Origin of the sequence: Microvirga ossetica, from assembly GCF_002741015.1 — a bacterium.
In the GTDB taxonomy this organism is placed as follows: Bacteria; Pseudomonadota; Alphaproteobacteria; order Rhizobiales; family Beijerinckiaceae; genus Microvirga; species Microvirga ossetica.
Genome location: NZ_CP016617.1, coordinates 970,501 through 986,500, shown reverse-complemented (window position 1 = coordinate 986,500; position 16,000 = coordinate 970,501). Strand labels below are relative to the sequence as shown.

Annotated in this window: 12 protein-coding genes and 1 pseudogene; 8 read left to right on the top strand and 5 right to left on the bottom strand. The window is 61.2% G+C overall.

Annotated elements, in window-relative coordinates; translation table 11 throughout:
• Nucleotides 1-374: 374 nt before the first annotated feature.
• Nucleotides 375-890 (bottom strand): 3'-5' exonuclease, encoded by a 516-nt coding sequence (locus BB934_RS32680; RefSeq protein ID WP_099513999.1) that lies wholly within the window; start codon nt 888-890, stop codon nt 375-377.
• A 190-nt stretch (nt 891-1,080) separates the two neighbouring features.
• On the opposite strand from BB934_RS32680, the pseudogene dinB reads away from it, so the two are divergent.
• A pseudogene (gene dinB, locus BB934_RS32675) lies at nt 1,081-2,222 on the top strand (DNA polymerase IV).
• A gap of 80 nt (nt 2,223-2,302) precedes the next feature.
• On the opposite strand, the gene BB934_RS32670 reads toward dinB, so the two are convergent.
• The 4 genes from BB934_RS32670 to BB934_RS32655 form a co-directional block, all read right to left on the bottom strand.
• Nucleotides 2,303-3,568, bottom strand: a complete 1,266-nt coding sequence (locus tag BB934_RS32670) for an NAD(P)/FAD-dependent oxidoreductase (protein ID WP_099513998.1) — start codon at nt 3,566-3,568, stop codon at nt 2,303-2,305.
• Nucleotides 3,569-3,572: 4 nt separating this feature from the next.
• On the bottom strand, nt 3,573-4,526 hold the full coding sequence (locus tag BB934_RS32665) for an ornithine cyclodeaminase family protein (RefSeq protein WP_099513997.1): 954 nt from the start codon (nt 4,524-4,526) through the stop codon (nt 3,573-3,575).
• Entirely contained in the window at nt 4,523-6,070 is a 1,548-nt protein-coding gene (locus BB934_RS32660; RefSeq protein ID WP_099513996.1) for a M81 family metallopeptidase, read from the bottom strand. Before BB934_RS32660 ends, BB934_RS32665 begins: the two co-directional genes overlap by 4 nt.
• 140 nt (nt 6,071-6,210) lie before the next feature.
• A complete protein-coding gene (locus BB934_RS32655; protein ID WP_099513995.1) occupies nt 6,211-7,056 on the bottom strand; it encodes a transporter substrate-binding domain-containing protein in 846 nt (281 codons plus the stop codon).
• Nucleotides 7,057-7,198: 142 nt separating this feature from the next.
• On the opposite strand from BB934_RS32655, the gene BB934_RS32650 reads away from it, so the two are divergent.
• From BB934_RS32650 to BB934_RS47660, 7 genes are all read left to right on the top strand, one after another.
• The gene (locus BB934_RS32650; protein ID WP_099513994.1) at nt 7,199-8,092 is read left to right on the top strand and encodes a LysR substrate-binding domain-containing protein; all 894 of its coding nucleotides are present in this window, start codon (nt 7,199-7,201) and stop codon (nt 8,090-8,092) included.
• A 173-nt stretch (nt 8,093-8,265) separates the two neighbouring features.
• Complete coding sequence (locus tag BB934_RS32645) at nt 8,266-9,453, top strand: tyrosine-type recombinase/integrase (protein ID WP_099513993.1); 1,188 nt, start codon at nt 8,266-8,268, stop codon at nt 9,451-9,453.
• Nucleotides 9,444-11,750, top strand: a complete 2,307-nt coding sequence (locus tag BB934_RS47665; protein WP_157934460.1) for a tyrosine-type recombinase/integrase — start codon at nt 9,444-9,446, stop codon at nt 11,748-11,750. The genes BB934_RS32645 and BB934_RS47665 overlap by 10 nt, the downstream gene beginning before the upstream one ends.
• The gene (locus BB934_RS32635; RefSeq protein ID WP_099513992.1) at nt 11,725-12,111 is read left to right on the top strand and encodes a DUF6262 family protein; all 387 of its coding nucleotides are present in this window, start codon (nt 11,725-11,727) and stop codon (nt 12,109-12,111) included. The genes BB934_RS47665 and BB934_RS32635 overlap by 26 nt, the downstream gene beginning before the upstream one ends.
• A gap of 319 nt (nt 12,112-12,430) precedes the next feature.
• Complete coding sequence (locus BB934_RS32630) at nt 12,431-13,726, top strand: ISNCY family transposase (RefSeq protein ID WP_099511638.1); 1,296 nt, start codon at nt 12,431-12,433, stop codon at nt 13,724-13,726.
• 1,087 nt (nt 13,727-14,813) lie between these two features.
• Complete coding sequence (locus tag BB934_RS32620) at nt 14,814-15,779, top strand: Vgb family protein (RefSeq protein ID WP_099513990.1); 966 nt, start codon at nt 14,814-14,816, stop codon at nt 15,777-15,779.
• Between the two features lie 17 nt (nt 15,780-15,796).
• A complete protein-coding gene (locus BB934_RS47660; RefSeq protein WP_157934458.1) occupies nt 15,797-15,958 on the top strand; it encodes a hypothetical protein in 162 nt (53 codons plus the stop codon).
• Nucleotides 15,959-16,000 lie beyond the last annotated feature (42 nt).

The following is a 16,000-nucleotide window of genomic DNA, read 5'->3' as shown; positions in this document are numbered from 1 at the left end:
GATCGAGCTTGGAACTCCACTTGGGGAGCTTGCCCAGCTGGAGACCCGCCCGAGCGGCAAACAGGTTGAGCGCACGCGCTTGGCCAAGCGTCCCACCACCACAGCGACCGCGGCCCACCGTCTCCACGCCAGAGCGCGGATCAGTCTCGGCAGACTCCAGCTGGAAGCGGGAAGAGCCAACCGGACTTGGAGCAAGAAACATCGCATTGGCGCATTGGCGCGTCAGAAAACCCGCTTCACCCGGCTTGCAGACCGAACATTATCTCGGACAGTCCATCAGAAGCGGGCAATGCCGAAACACTGGATCGCCTTTAGATAACGCGGTCGGACCAACAATCGAGATGGTTTCAAAGGGATGTTCTTAATGCTTTGAGCTAGCGCATCTCGGCCGGACTAAGCTTCAAGAACAGATGGGCTGCCAACAGCGCATCGTTCAAGGCATCGTGCTCGGCCCGCAGGTGGGCAATGCTGATGCCAGCTTGCGCGCACGCCTGACGGAGTTTGCCCGGAAGACCGGATTGCTTAGCCAGAGCCATGGTGCAAAAGAAGCGCTCTCTTGGATAAGTCGGCCGTGCTGCGCGCTCGAACTCTCGTTTGAGTGTATTGTACTCGTAAGCATAGTTGTGAGCAATAATCGTGTTAGCACCCACGAAGTCCATCAGATCATGAACGACCTGCTCAAAGTACGGTTCTTCCTCCAAGTCGGCCAACGAAATGCGATGCACCGCGTAGCAGAAAGGGCTCATGGCTGAGCGGGGCTTGACGCGTCGCACAAACGAGTGAGGGGAGATTGTCCTGCCGACGACCTCAACAGCGGCAATTTCGATGATATGATCGTAGGATTGCGCAGTTTCGACGTCGATGACAACGTACCTGTCTTCTGGCTTCATAGGGCAGTATCGTCGATGGTTCGTTGGTCAATGGGAGGTTGAGTCGCCTGTTGCTACGCAATACCGAAAGCCAGTGATGAATGGTATCTGAGCTCCGAGGTTTTAACGTCGCAGGGTACGCGACCAACAACGGTCTCCTTCCGCCAGCTGCATGCGCCACGAATTCGGGATCAAGGGCTAGCGCCACGCCATGTTGGATAACGACCACAATCAGTCCAGCGACAACCTGACCTCAGGTTCCGGTGAGCCATCTGGCGCGCCGGAGCCGCAGCGCCGGATCGTGCATGTGGATCTCGATGCCTTCTATGCCAGTGTGGAGCAGCGGGACAATCCGGAGCTCCGCGGCAAGCCTATTGCGGTCGGCGGCTCCCGCGAGCGGGGTGTGGTGGCAACCGCCAGCTACGAGGCCCGGCGCTTTGGGGTGCATTCGGCCATGCCATCCGTCACGGCCCGGCGGAAATGCCCGGAATTGATCTTCGTCAAGCCGCGGTTCGACGTCTACCGCGAGGTCTCAAGCCAGATCCGCGAGATCTTTTATGAATACACCTCGCTGGTCGAGCCGCTGTCGTTGGATGAGGCGTATCTCGATGTGACCGAGAACCGGAAGAGCATTCCTTATGCCACCCAGGTGGCTCGGGAGATCAGGGCCAGGATCTGGCAGGAGACCCAGCTGACCGCGTCGGCCGGGATCAGCTTCAACAAGTTCCTGGCCAAAATGGCGTCGGATCAGAACAAGCCGAATGGTCAGTTCGTGATCACGCCCGAGACGGGGCCGGCCTTCGTCGAGAGCCTTCCGGTTGGCAGGTTCCACGGCATCGGCCCAGCCACAGCCCGCAAGATGAACGACCTCGGCATCTTTATCGGCTTGGATCTGAAAGCCCCGTCGCTCAGTGTCCTACAGGAACGCTTTGGAAAGGCTGGTACCCATTACTACTGGATTGCCCGAGCCGTCGACGATCGACCCGTCCGGCCAGACCGCATCCGCAAATCGGTCGGAGCCGAGAACACTTTCGAGAAGGACCTTGTGGGGTTTGATGAAATGAGGGCTGCGCTCCATCCGATCATCGACAAGGTGTGGGGTACTGCGAACGGACGAGCGTGCGCGGCCGGACGGTGACGCTCAAGGTGAAGTTTTCTGACTTTCAGCAGGTCACCCGCAGCCGCACGCTGACGGGCTCTATTGACAGCCGATCAACGCTCGAGCAGGGCAGTATCGACCTCCTAACGACGTTGTTTCCGTTGGAGAAGAGCGTCCGTCTATTAGGCGTGTCCCTGTCGGCTCTGAACACAGACGACGAACCTGAGAGTCCACAGCTATCCTTCGAGTTGTAAGCACGGGCCCACCGTCCAAGCAGTGCGAGGGCCATTTCTGATCCGCCCGCTGAAACCTATTCGGCGCCCAATAACAGAGCTCACGGCGTGAACCGCGCTATCGAATAGGGCCTTGGGTCAGTGAAAGTCTCCCGGCCGGTCATCATCTCGGCCAGCAAACGTCCCGTAACGGGCCCTAGGGTCAGGCCATGATGATTGTGGCCAAAGGCGCACCATAGCCCTGTATGCCTTGGAGCCGCCCCAATAACGGGGCGCATATCGGGCAGGCAAGGCCGGGCACCCATCCACGGTTGCGGATCAGTCCGCTCCTCAAGAGGGAAAATCTCACGTGCTAAGGGCTCCGTTCGGTCCAACTGCAGTGGAGTTGGAGCGGAGTCTCGATGGGCAAACTCGACCCCCGTCGTGAGGCGGATACCGCGCGTCATCGGTGCCAGCAGGAAGCCACCGTCCACATCGACAATAGGATGGTGAAGGATAGACCCGGCTTTAGCCCTGAAATGCACGTGATACCCGCGCTTGACGGCCAGCGGAACGCGGTAGCCGAGGGGGCGAAGGACAGTATCGGACCACGGTCCGAGAGCGACCACAGCCTCGCGGGCGCGAATCAAGCCATCCTGGCTGCGGACCGTCCATTCGATGCCATCCTGCTGGAGCGTGCGGGCCTCACCTTGAACGAAACGGCCGCCACGTCGCAGGAACAGGGCAGCATATCCTTTGACGAGACCGCCAGGGTCAGGAACTGTCGCCGGATCCCGCCAATGAATTCCGCCAATGAGAGTCTCGGACGTGTGAGGCTCGCGCTGACGAAGGGTCTTGCCGTCTAGGATATCGAAATGCAACCCATAGGTCTCGAGAGCCGCCGCATTCTTCGCTGCTTGATCGAGAGACTTCAGGCTGCGAAATGCCTCGATCCAGCCTGTCCGGCGCAGTTGCCCCAGAAGCCCGGCTTCAGCCATGAGGAGTTCATGCTCTGCGACTGACTGCTCGATGAGAGGCAGCATGTCGGCCGCTGCCTTTTTCAACGATTTGGGTGTGGATTCGCGCCAGAACTGCCAGAGCCAAGGGGCAATCCGCGGCAGGAAGCGCCAGTCGGAACGCACGTCGGCGGAGAGGTTCAAGGCGTAGAGAAGAACGGTCCTGAGATCACGGGGGAACCCATAGGGAATGACGCTCGACCGTTCGATCAGCCCCGCATTGCCGTGGCTCGTTTCCTCGCCCGCGCCGCGTCGATCTATCAGGACGACGTCACGGCCTCGCATCTGAAGATGCAAAGCAGTGGAGACGCCCACAATGCCGGCTCCGAGCACGATAACATCGGCACGAACTTCAGAATGCGGGTTTGTCATCAGCTTAAGGTTGCGAGTTCAAGCGGTGGATCTCGAGGGCCATCTTCACGTCCTCAATCCCAAGGCCCATGGACCGAAAGAAGCTGGGGTGATCGGGGGAGGGAGCCTGCGCCTTGCCGCACGCAAGTTCACCCAGATCACCGCGGATGTCGTCGCGAGACCATCCATTCTCCGATGCCAGGACCATCTCACCGGCGATGAGCGGGGTCGTCGACCGATCATCGCAATAGACATTCATTCGCGCCAGGGCATCCGGCGGGATTTCGTGGGCTCGTGCAACATTCGTGCTGATCGAGGTCACAAGCATCCCGGGCCTGATATGGTCCATGGATAAAACAGGGGTGCCGGAGGATGTACAAAGCAGCACCACATCGGCATCCGCCACCGCGAGAGAGCAATCGTCAACGATCTCGGGAACCGGCCAGAGTTTACCAACGCGCGCCTCAAGGGTCTCCTTTTTGGCGGAGATATTGCGTGAATGAATGCGGATCCCGCGCCACGATCGAAGCGGCATGACGTGACGCAGGTGAGCCAGGGCAATAGGACCGCTGCCGATGATTGCCAGATTGGCCGCATCAGATCGAGCGAGGAGGTCGACCGCCAAAGCCGTTGTTGCGGCGGTTCGCTCTGTCGTCAGCGCCAGCGAGTCGCAGAACAGCAAAGGTTGTCCCGTCTCAAGGCTCACCAGCATCGTCGTGGCCGTGACCTTGCCACCAGACGGGGAGACCACGTAGGGCGAAACCTTGACCCAGAAGACACCGTCCTCTACCAGAATACCCGAGTAGGTAATGAAGTCGCCCCGGCTGTCGGGTAGCAGGGTGAGAACCTGCGCGGGCTGGGTCACACGGCCTTGTCCGTACGCCTCGAAGAGGTCGCGCATCGCCGCGACGGCGTCAACACGCTTCATCCGGCCCTCGACGGCAGTGGCATCGAGCCAAGCAGGGGAGGGCTGTGTCATGCTCGCCTCTCCACTGTGACAGGTTCGTCAGAGGACCGGGAACGAATGAAGACTTCGGAATTGTACGGGGTATTAGGGTCGAGCGGATACATCGGACTCGGCACGCGGGTAAAGGTGAACTTCGTCAGATCCGGAGAGGCCAGCGCACCGCTGTCGCACACCACAACACGACTTGCGATCGGCTCGAACGCGGCCCGGAAATGTTGCATGGATTTGACAGCGACGATCCTCTTGGCGCGAGGGTCAATACCAAATGCGAGGAATTGCTGCAGGTCATGACACTGGTGAGGCTCGGTGACGACGACGACTTGAACACGCCCAACCGCAACCACTGCCGTAGGGCCAAAGGACATGCGGACACCCGCATACATCGGTCCATCACAAGTGTAGCTGCCATCGAACATGCTTAACAAGGTGCCGGTGAGTTCCAGAGGCTCACCGCCAAACGATGAGTTCACTTTGCCACCAAGGCGAATCGATACCGTTTCACCGGGCCTCCGGCTCTGCAGCTGCGAGGCAGTCTCGGGGTCCACGATCGGGCAGAAGCAGGCGTCTGCGTCTGCCGCAATCAAGGCGCGAAGCAGGTTCGTTCCATCACCGTACCCGCCAGCTCCGGGATTGTCGGCATAATCCGCAATGACCACAGGCCGGTCATCGCCCGCAAGCGCGGAAGCCACCGCCTCCTCAGGAGACAGGAAGCGGTTAACGAGATCATGGCGCATATCCCACATGGCCTTGGCCATCTCTTCGGCGAAGAGTCGGTGGGGCTCCGGATCCCCGGAATATGTCACCGTGATGGTTGGGCCGATCTCATCGATATCGGCATAAGGAAAAGCGCCGTTGACGCTCACTGCGAGAACGTTGGGCGCGCTTTCATACGCCCGTGCCCGCTCCATCACAGCGACAAGCGGCCCAACATCCGTCCGGCCGCCATTAGCGTCCTCCAGCATGGGCGGGCGCACGAAGAGGGTGTGCGGCTTGATTTCGCGAGCCATGGTTCGATGCAGCAACTCGCCCGCATGCCGGCCAGCCACGCGCATGTCGATATGCGGATAAGTCTTATAGGACACGAGAATGTCAGCCAGTTCGCACATGCGCCTGGTGACATTGGCATGCAGATCCAACGTCGCGGCGATCGGAATATCGCGACCGACAATCGCGCGGAGGCGTTCGAGAATTTCTCCTTCACCATCGCCCGAATGGGTTGTGACCATGGCGCCATGGAAGGCGATCAGAATCCCGTCGAGCCCTTCCCGCTCCCGGCGGGCGGCGTCCTCGACGACCTTCACGATCTCCTCGAAAGCCTCCTCGGTGACGCAGCCTGCTGGATTAGCATGGGCACTGAGGACATGAACCAGTTCCCAGTTCTTCTCGCGTGCAACATCAAGGAAGCCCGCGACCTCGGTATTCGTCCCATCGAGCGCCCCTAAGGCCTCGTCACCGTGGAGCAGGATCAAGTCGGCGAAGCGGTCCAGGGATGTCAGGCGCACGCTGAAGGAATTCGACTCGTGCATGATCTGTGCCGAGAGAACGCGAAAGGACATGGTCCGACTCCAGGTTTGAAGGAGGGCAGGGGACGAACATCGGGGAAGCGTCTGCTCTCTCGTGTCTCGTCCTCATGCAAAGAGGCAGCGTGCCCCGCCGGCTCAGCCGAGCGGGGCCAGTTCAGCAATGTTGAACTTCATTACTTTGCGGCGAGGTCGCGCTTGAACCACTTCTGGGACAGCCGTGAGATCGTGCCGTCGGCCAGGGCCGATGCGATTGCATCGTCGAACATGACTTTCAGGTCTTGGTCAGCCTTGCGTAAGCCCGCCGCGACACCCCGCCCCATGAAGCCACCGGTAAAGCCGGGACCAGCAATGACGAAGGTCTCGAAGCCCGGCTTGCTCAGGGTGATGTCGAGGGCGGTCGTGGCGGCGGCCACGGCATCGACGCGCCCAGCCGCGAGATCGAGATCATGCTGCTCTGTGGTCTTGTACTCGCGGATTTCCACGCCCTGGAACAGGCGCTCCATCAGGGTTGCAAGGGTGGTCGAGCCCTGGACGCCCACGACCTTGCCCTTGAGCAGCGGCTTGATCTCGTCAGCGGCCTTCTGGGCGGCTGCAGTGTCCGCGCCGATATCGAAGACCTTGTCGCTCGGCACCTTTGCCAGGGGGGAGTCCTTGGGAACAAGGAAGGCGCCAGGGGTGCGGGCATACGGCCGCGAGAAATTGATGGTTTCCAGCCGCTTATCGGTGATCTGCATTCCGGCCATGATGGCGTCATACTTGCCGGCATTGAGCGCCGGAATGATGCCATCCCAGTCCTGGGCCACGATCTCGCACTTCACCTTCATCCGCGGGCAGAGCTCGCCGATGAGATCGATCTCGAAGCCTTCGAGCTTGCCGCCGGGGCCGGTGAAGTTCCACGGAGCATAGGCGCCTTCCGTGGCGATCTTCACGGTTTCCCATTTCTTTGCCTGTGCGAAGGTGCTGCCTGTGGCCGCAAGAAGCCCCAGAGCCGCAATGCCGAGTAGTTGAAGACGCTTCACCGAGCCGCTCCCTTTTTGAGTATTTCTGAAATCCGTCCAGCGGCCGACCGGAAGCCTCCGCCAAGAGCCCCAGACCTTGCTATAGACAGATAGGCTCACGCAAACGAGAATGTCTCCGGCTCAACTGTGAGAAAATCTAACAATGGCAGCACGCCGGCTTCCTCCTCTCAATGCTCTGCGGGCCTTTGAGGCAGCGGCTCGCCGCCGCTCGATCTCCCGTGCCGCGGAGGAGCTTGGGGTGACGCACGGAGCGGTCAGCCACCAGATCCGGACGCTGGAAGCTTTTGTCGGCACCGATCTCCTGGAGCGGGCGGGCAACCGCTTCAAGCTGACGGTGGCAGGAGAGCAACTCCTGCCCCCCCTGAGTTCCGGGTTCGATCTTCTGGCGACGGCCGTCATCAGCTTGGATCGACCGAGTGTCCGGGGCGACGTCACGGTGAGCGCGCCTCCGGCCCTGACATGCTTATGGCTGGTGAAGACAGTCGGCGACCTGTTGAAGCAGTACCCGGACCTGCGGTTACACCTGCGTCCTTCAAACAGTCCGAAGGAGGTCATCGCCTCCGATGTCGATCTGTGCATTCGCTATGGCGATGGAATTTGGCCTGGTCGACGCAGCGAGCGGTTGACTGACACCGATCTTTTCCCGGTTTGCCGGCCGGATCTTTTCGCAAGTGGTGACATCCGTGAGCTGGCCGACACGCCCCTGCTATGTGCCGCGAACGGTCACGAGTGGGATCTCTGGCTGGCGACGGTCCCACAGGGAAGCATCATCACCGGAGGACGCCATTATCTCGGAAATCATCTGGCGATGATCGAGGCGGCTGTCGGCGGCCTTGGTCTCGCCATGGGAGACAACGTGACCTGCCAACGCTATTTGGAATCGGGGATTCTTGTTCGACCGTTCGCTGAGAGTGTCCAGGCGCCCGCCTCATTTTTCCTGATCGATGCCGGCGATCACGAGCGGCGTCCGGCCGTGACAGCGGTTCGGCAATGGATCCTCGAAAGCTTCAATCGGGAAACCGTGCTAGCCGCCTGAGTAGTTATCAGGACGACGGCAAGGGCCACAAACTTCTTGTCAAAAGTGCGCTTATGCGAATACCTCTAGGTCGCTTGGTCATGTCAACGACGTGATCGACCTACCCCTTTGGACGCTTGGCGCTGGTCCCTGACAGTCGTACCATCAGGTATCAACGACGCGGATGACGGCCCATGCACCTGCAGCGCAGCGTCCTCCCAAGCGGCCACGTCACCTGGACCGCCTATGACGGTGACGCCATCGTCACCGAGATCCGCGAGTTCGTCATCTACCTGGAGGCGCGCCATCACGCCCCGAGCACCGTCGCCCATTATGCCCGGCACGTGGTCCGGCTGGGCAACTATCTCGCGGCCATGGGCAAGAGCTTCCGGGAGATCACACCCTTGGACCTCGACCGCTTCATTCCCGCGCTGATCCGCCATGGCCCGATCCTGGATCTGAAGATCGCCCTCAACATCATCCCGCTGCGCCCGGAACCCGTGGACGTTTCCGCCAGCCTGCACAACCAGATCCTGTTTGCGATCAAGGCCTTCTACACCTTTCTGGACATGCGCCACGCCGCGCTGATCTTTGGCAATGACGAGAGGCCGCGCGCCTATCATCCCGACGCCTACAAGCCTTTCCTGGCTCATATCGCACAGCGCAAGCCGCGGCGCCGCACCGAAAGCCGGTCGGACCACAAGGCCAAGGCGGCCTCCGCCAAACGGGCCGTCGACCACCGGCTGAAGCCCGAGCAGGTCCTGAAGATCATCGAGGCGGCCAGCCTCATGCGCGACGCCTTCCTGGTGGTCCTCCTGTACACGACCGGCATCCGGATCGGCGAGGCCCGGGGCCTGCTGCACGAGGACTTCCGGTTGGAGGAGAACGTCATCTGGGTCACGCCCCGCCTTCACGAGAACAAGGCGCGCGTCAAAAACGGCAGGGCGCGGCCGATCCCGGTGCTCGACTTCGTGATGACGATGTATGAGGACTATGTCGCCAGCGACGAATACCTTCCGGCCTTCGAGACCGGCACGAATTATGTGTTCTGCAACATCGCCAAAGCGCAAATCGGCCGCGGGCTGTCTGAGAGCAACGCCTACGACATTCAAAAGCGTCTGGTCCGGAACTCGGGGATTGCGTTTACCTGGCACATGTTCCGTCACACCCATGCCAGCGAGGCGATCGCTCAGGGCTATAGCCTGCTCGATGTCGCTGACCGCCTCGGGCATGCCAGCCCGCAGACGACCAATGCCATCTACAAGCACCTGTTCAATGCCGAGTACAAGAAGCTGCAGCTCAGGAACCACACGGAGGTCGAAGAGCGCCTGAATGACTTGAGGCGTATCGGCCTGGCGGAGGAGAAGCTCAAATGGCTCTGAAGCTCGCCCGAAGCTACGATCCGGACGTCGCGTATCTTGGGAGCCTGCGAGCCTTTCTGGCCGCCCTGCACCCTGCCCTGCTCGAACGAGACCTGTGGGGCTTCCATACGCTTCGGGAATGCTTCGGGATCGACGCCGGATCCGCGTTATACGCGCCGGACAGTTATGGCGGGGCGCGGCACGCTCAAATCCTCCGCGACGCCCAGGAGATTGGGCCCAGTAGTGGCTGTGTTGAGAGAAACACCCATGGAGAACGCAGCAGAAAGGGCCGCCCGGCATCCATCATCCGGCAGCGCGGACAAACGCTGTCCGATGAGTTGCTGGGTGGGATTGGCTTCGACTTCGCCGCTGTGCCGGAGTTCTACAAGACGGAGCTCAAGGCATTTTTTGCCTGGCGCCTGTCACGGCCACAGAGCCGGCACTACCGCTGGTACACGCGAGCGATTCAGTTGATTCCCTTCTGTGCTGACCTTGCATCCACTCAAGCACCTGCGGTCCGCCACCTGATCGACTTCGGTCGCCCTATCGAGAGCGGTTTAGGCTGCGGCAGCACGCCCCTTCGGAGCCTGTTTGAGAATTGGCTGGCAGGGAGGGAATACTCGGTTCGCCCCACGAAGCTCAAATGGCGTCGGGACGCCACGATCCACGAGACAGCCTATGGGCCCGTGGCCAGTGCCGTGGCCAACCTCTTGGTGTTCACCCTCATCCTCTTGCGCGAGAAAGCCAAGCCGGTGGAGGCCAGGGACCTGGTTCTCCTGGAGGATGTTTATCCCGCCGATGAAGTTCCGGTGACGCGGTCCAAAGCACCCTATCTCAGCTTCTTCCGCATTCAACTTCCGTGGCTGCGCACCGTAGCGCGGCGCTACGTTCTCAACAAAATCGAGCACAAGGAACTCTCGCCGCGCACTCTGCCATCCTACATTGCCTCCCTGGGACAGATCGAGGCATGCCTGTACAGTCTTCATTCCTCGCCTCGCCCCGAACACATCACACAGGAGTTCATCGAGCATACGTTCCTGTCATGGGGCAACGACAAGGGCTTTACCGGGCAGAACTGGTATACGGACCCGCTCAACATGGTCCAATGGGCCTCCGCCTACCTCCCGGAATACCGCTGGCGCCGCCTTGTCTTCGATAAGAGGAACGTTCGCAGGGTTCGTAGCTATCATCCCCGGACGCATGAATATGCGCGCAATCTCGAAGACGCGATGGTGCCCGAGGAGGTCATTGAGCAGATCTTCCTGAGGTTCGACTCCCTGCCGGTTGTCTGTAAACGTCTTCTGATCATCGCCCGCTATACGGGCATGCGGTCCATCGACCTGCACGCCCTTGCGTTCGGTTGCCTGGCACCGGATCCGGACGATGCCGACTTCATGCTGCTGACCTTCTACCAGTCCAAGGTCAAGCGCTGGAACACCAAGCCGCTGCACAAGAACGATGCTGCCCATGCTCTGGTCATCCAGGCCATCCAGGAGCAGCAGGACGACGTCCGGACAGCATGGCGGCGCGAGACACAATACCTGTTCCCGCACAGGCTCGGCGATGCCGAAGTCCATCTCAGTCCAGGGCACACCCGGGACGTGATCGCGAAGTGGATCATCCGCCAAGGCATTCGTGACAAGGACGGCGGCATCTACAAGTTCGGCTGGCATGACCTGCGCCATTTTTACGGCACCGAACTGGCATTGGCCGGCTATGACATCATGATGATCCAGATGGAACTCGGCCATGCCTCGGCCGACATGAGCCTGATCTACGTCAATCAGCGTCTGAAGCTGAAGAAGAAAGCTGTCCTCGAGAAGGGTGGTGGCAAGTTCATCTCCATCAAGGGCGAGGTCGACGACAAGGTCGCCGAACTGGCGCTGCGCAAGGGTGCCACTCTGGCGGTTGACGTCCCCGGCGGCCTCTGCTCGCTTCCGGGCCAGATCGGTGAATGGTGCGAACACAACGGAGCCTGCTTCACGTGCACGTACTTCCGGGCCGATATCGGGCAGTTGCCGTTCTTCGAGAAGGAAATGCGCACCATGGCTGCCAGCCTCACCCGCTTCAAAGGTGAGGTGGAAGGCTTCGAGCACGACGGCCATCGGCGCATGGCTGACATCGGTCGCAAGCGGATGGAGCGAACCCAGCAGGGGCTTGCGAACGTCAAGACCATCATCAAGACGATCAAGGCGGAGGGGACGTTCAGTGGACAGGCTCGAAAATACCAGCGGGCTGCTGGCAGCGGCGCGGCAGCGGAGTGTGACCAAGCGGCGTGCGGTCGAAGAGATCTTGGGCACCATGCGCCGGAACGGTGAGGTCATCTCGTTCAAGACCGTGGCCGAGCGCGCCAACGTCAGCCGCGAGTACCTTTACCGCCAGTTCAAGGAGGTGATCCAGCAACTTCGCACGACAGCGCTTCAGCAGGTTGTGACGGTCGATGGCGAGGAGGTCCGGGTTCGCTCGGCGGGCCGTGCCGCAACGATCGAGGTGGCGCTGCGCAACAAGGTCAAGCGGCTGGAGTCGGAGCTGGCCGAGGTCCGCCAGCAGAAAATGGAGCTGGATCGCCGCTATGAGCGCGCGCTCGGCGAAGCAGAGGAATGGCGTAGCCGCCATCAGCGCGCCGTGACCGAGCTTCTTGAGGTGCGCAGCCGGTTGACACGTTATGGGTCGTCATGAGCCATGACGGGCAAAGCCGTCAGGGCTTGGACACCCCAAGCCGCCGGCACGCGGAGCGGTCAAGAAGGCCCGCAGGGCCCCGCCGGAGGCGGCAGGCCGCAGGCCTGTTCTTGACAGCGAGCATGGCGGTGGCACCTCGATCGCAAATGCCCATGGATGACATGTCAATCAGGTCTAATCGCCTGGCCTGCCTAAGGATTTACAGAACACCTCCAGGTAAATGCGAAATGGTGGTGTAGAACCCCGTTAGAAAGGTCACTCCTCTCCCCGTTACAAATGTCACTCTCCCTGGGTGATGGTGCTGGGGAGATTGGGTCTGATGACGGTGATCGGGATGAGCCGGCCGGAGATCGATCGGGTTCACATTCTGCGGGACGTCGTGGCGGAGCGAATTACGGTGCGCGAAGCTGCCCAACTGCTGCGGATCACACGGCGCCAAGTGTTCCGATTACTCAAGGCCTATCAGACCGGTGGTCCCACGGCCTTGGTGTCGCGCCGGCGCGGCAAGCCCAGCAACCGCTCCTACCCGGCGGCGCTGCGGACCGAGGTGCTGGCGCTGATCACAGCCAACTATGCCGATTTCGGCCCGACGCTCGCCTGCGAGAAGCTCGCCGAGCGGCACGGCATCGATCTGGGTGTCGAGACGATCCGGCGCTGGATGATCGCGGCGGGTCTCTGGCAGGAGCGCCGGCAGAAGCTCAAAGGGGTGCACCAGCCGCGCTATCGGCGCGACTGCGTCGGCGAACTCGTCCAGATCGACGGCTCCGAGCACTCCTGGTTCGAGGATCGCGGCCCACCCTGCACGCTTCTGGTCTACATTGACGATGCCACCAGCCGGCTGATGCACCTGAAGTTCGTCGAGACCGAGTCGACCTTTGATTATTTCCGATCGACCCGGGAGTACCTGGAGGCCTACGGCAAGCCGGTGGCGTTCTACTCCGACAAGCATGCCGTCTTCCGCGTCAACGGCAAAGGAGCGGTGGGCGGTGACGGCATGACCCAGTTCGGGCGAGCCCTGCATCAGCTCAACATCGACATCATCTGCGCCAACTCGCCCCAAGCCAAAGGCCGCGTCGAGCGCGCCAACGGCACCTTGCAGGACCGCCTGGTCAAGGAGATGCGACTGGCTGGGATCTCGACCCTTGAGGCGGGCAATGCCTTCCTGCCGGCATTCATGGCGGACTTCAACCGCCGCTTTGCCAAGGCGCCCTACAGCGACAAGGACCTGCATCGCCCGCTCAGCGAGGACGATGAGCTGGATGACGTGTTCGCCTGGCGCGAGGAGCGGACGGTCTCGCGCAATCTGACCCTGCAGTACGACCAGGTGCTGTTCATTCTCGAGCCGAACGCGATCACGCTGTCCCTCGCCCGCCAGCGGGTGACCGTCTATGACTATCCGGATGGGCGCTTTGCCATCAAGCACAAGGGCCTGGAGCTGCCCTACAGGCCCTTTGACCGCCGTCAGCAGGTGGATCAGGCGGCGGTCGTCGAGAACAAGCGGCTGGGCCCGGTTCTGGCCTATATCGCCGAGCGGCAGAAGGAGCTCGACATGAGCCGGAGCAACAGCGCCCCGCGGCGGCGCGGCCAAGGCAAGAGCCTGTTCAAGGTGGGTTGAGCTCTCAGCAGTCACTCCCCGGAGGTGACATCTCTAAGGAGGACAATCAGAGACTTGTCTAACGAGTTCTGACAGGCGAGGCGTTCCGACAGAACTTGGATCAACTCGGAATGGGTCTCCCGAGCCTGTTCTATCTCTTGACCGAGACCCGCGCCCGCTAAGGCATTGATCTGCTTTTCCGCATAGGCAATTCGCCGCCGAATGCTTTCCGGGGTGGTGTGCTTTGCCGCCTCTATTTGCACCCATCTGGCTCTGTGACCGTTCGGCTTAGGCATCAGACCCCCAGGATTGCTGTCCCATAAGGTCAATTACCTCACGGACTGAGCGGAGCAATAACGGGCATTAACGGCAGAGGTTCAAATTTTCTTGATGGGAATTTCGTGTCTCATCCGGTCAAGCAAAATCTGCACCCGGGATCCAGTTCCATACTGGAGATTATGCAAAATTCGCGGCCGGCTTTGTCTTGCGTGCGCGAGGCTGCTACGGTTCCTTCTGCCGGGGGGCACCGTGAAGACCAAACAGCGCAATCAGAGTGAACCGGATTGGCTGGGAACAGCCAACGATGCCGAGTTGATCCGACATAGGAAAAGGATGCGCGCCATCCTTCTTCTGGTCAGCCTCTTCGGGGTCGTGGTTCTGGCCGTGGTGGCTTGGCAGCTTCTCACCCTGGAATGGACACCGCAGGGCATCAATCAGCGGCCGCGAGACAGCCGTTTTTGGAGAAGCGAACAGGCGCCCCGAGAAGGGCGACAGAGCGGTTCCATACTGAGGGTTATCCGAAATAGCGCGACTTTACGCGCTGGTGCGACGACAGGATGCCCGGATGGGAGTAAACTAGGCCGAGTAGCGTTTCCCGACGCTCTGACGAGCGCCGCCCACCCGTCTTATGGAGCGGCCCATGTCTCTCAAGCTTGCCCTCTTCGCCGCCCCACCCTCAATTAGCCTTGAAGGAGGAGTGGATGGCAGGTTCCAAGCCGTGCGATCCAGCGTGTTCCCCTGCGAGGCGCAGCCTTGGTTCCATGCTGTAATCGGTCCGACGGGACGGAGCTTCCGAGCCGATGTCCTTCCAGGGAGGACGGCGAGGAGCATGGCAAGAACGTTGATCTTGCTATCGCTTCCGATCTTGGGTTCGCCAAGCCTGGGCTTGGCGGCGGAAGAGTTGCCAGCCACCAGCCTGATCATGCAGACGGAAATTCCCCGGGGCGGCGACTTCCTGGGGTTTGGGTTTGGCTCCCTCTGGATGATGGCCCGATCTGCGGATCCAGCCCTAAGCGGTGGCCCCCTGGTCCGGGTCGATGCCGCTGACAACAGTGTTTTGGCCATCGAGCTCGGCAGCTTTGGTAGGTATCGCGCCATGGCGGTCGGTGAAGGGGCCGTGTGGGTGCCTGCCACGAGCCGGGACCTGATCCTCAAGATCGACCCGGGCGCCAATAAGCTGGTGCAGGAAATCCCGGCCCAGATGGTGGCCAGCGAGGGCAGCATCGGTGCGGGGGAGGGCGGGGTCTGGGTTGTGACGGCAGCCGAGTCCAGTCCGACGAAAGACACCGTTCTGACGCGCTACAATTCCCAGACCGGGGCGGTCGAGGCGAATATCCCACTCCCGTCAGGAAGCGCCGGGATCGTGGTCGATTTCGGCTCGGTCTGGGTCACGGGTTCCGAGAACGGCGAGCTCTACCGGATCGACCCGAAGAGCAATGCCATCGTTTCGACCACGAGGCTCCATGACAAGCCGCGCTTCATTGCGTCCGGAGAAGGTTCGATCTGGGTGCTGAACCAAGGCGATGGTACCGTGCAAAGGATCGATGGGAGGTCCGGCGAGGTGCTGGCGACCATCGAGACGATCGGACGGTTGGACGGCGGCGATATCGTTTGCGGTGGCGGCTACGTCTGGATCAGTGTCCCGGGAACGCCGGTCGCGCAGATCGACCCCAGGACCAACACGCTGATCCGCCGCTTCACCGGGTCGGGTCCCATGGGCGATGCCATCCGTTACGGGGCGGGATCGCTCTGGGTCTCGGGGAAGGCCATCCACCGCATACGTCCGCCGGACTGAAGCAAGGATGGGCGGGCATGGCGGGAATGCCCTTGTGGGCGTGCCGGGGGCAGGTCGGCATCCACCTGGATCATCCGATGGTGAAGGACCTGATCGGAATCGCCGCGCCAAGGCTGCCAGCCGTCATCACATCAGAGGAGATCGGGGCGGCACAACGCTACAGATCGGTCAAGGGCTGAACCTGGAATCCGTTTTGGAGTCCGGCGGGTCGGCCGCGCAAG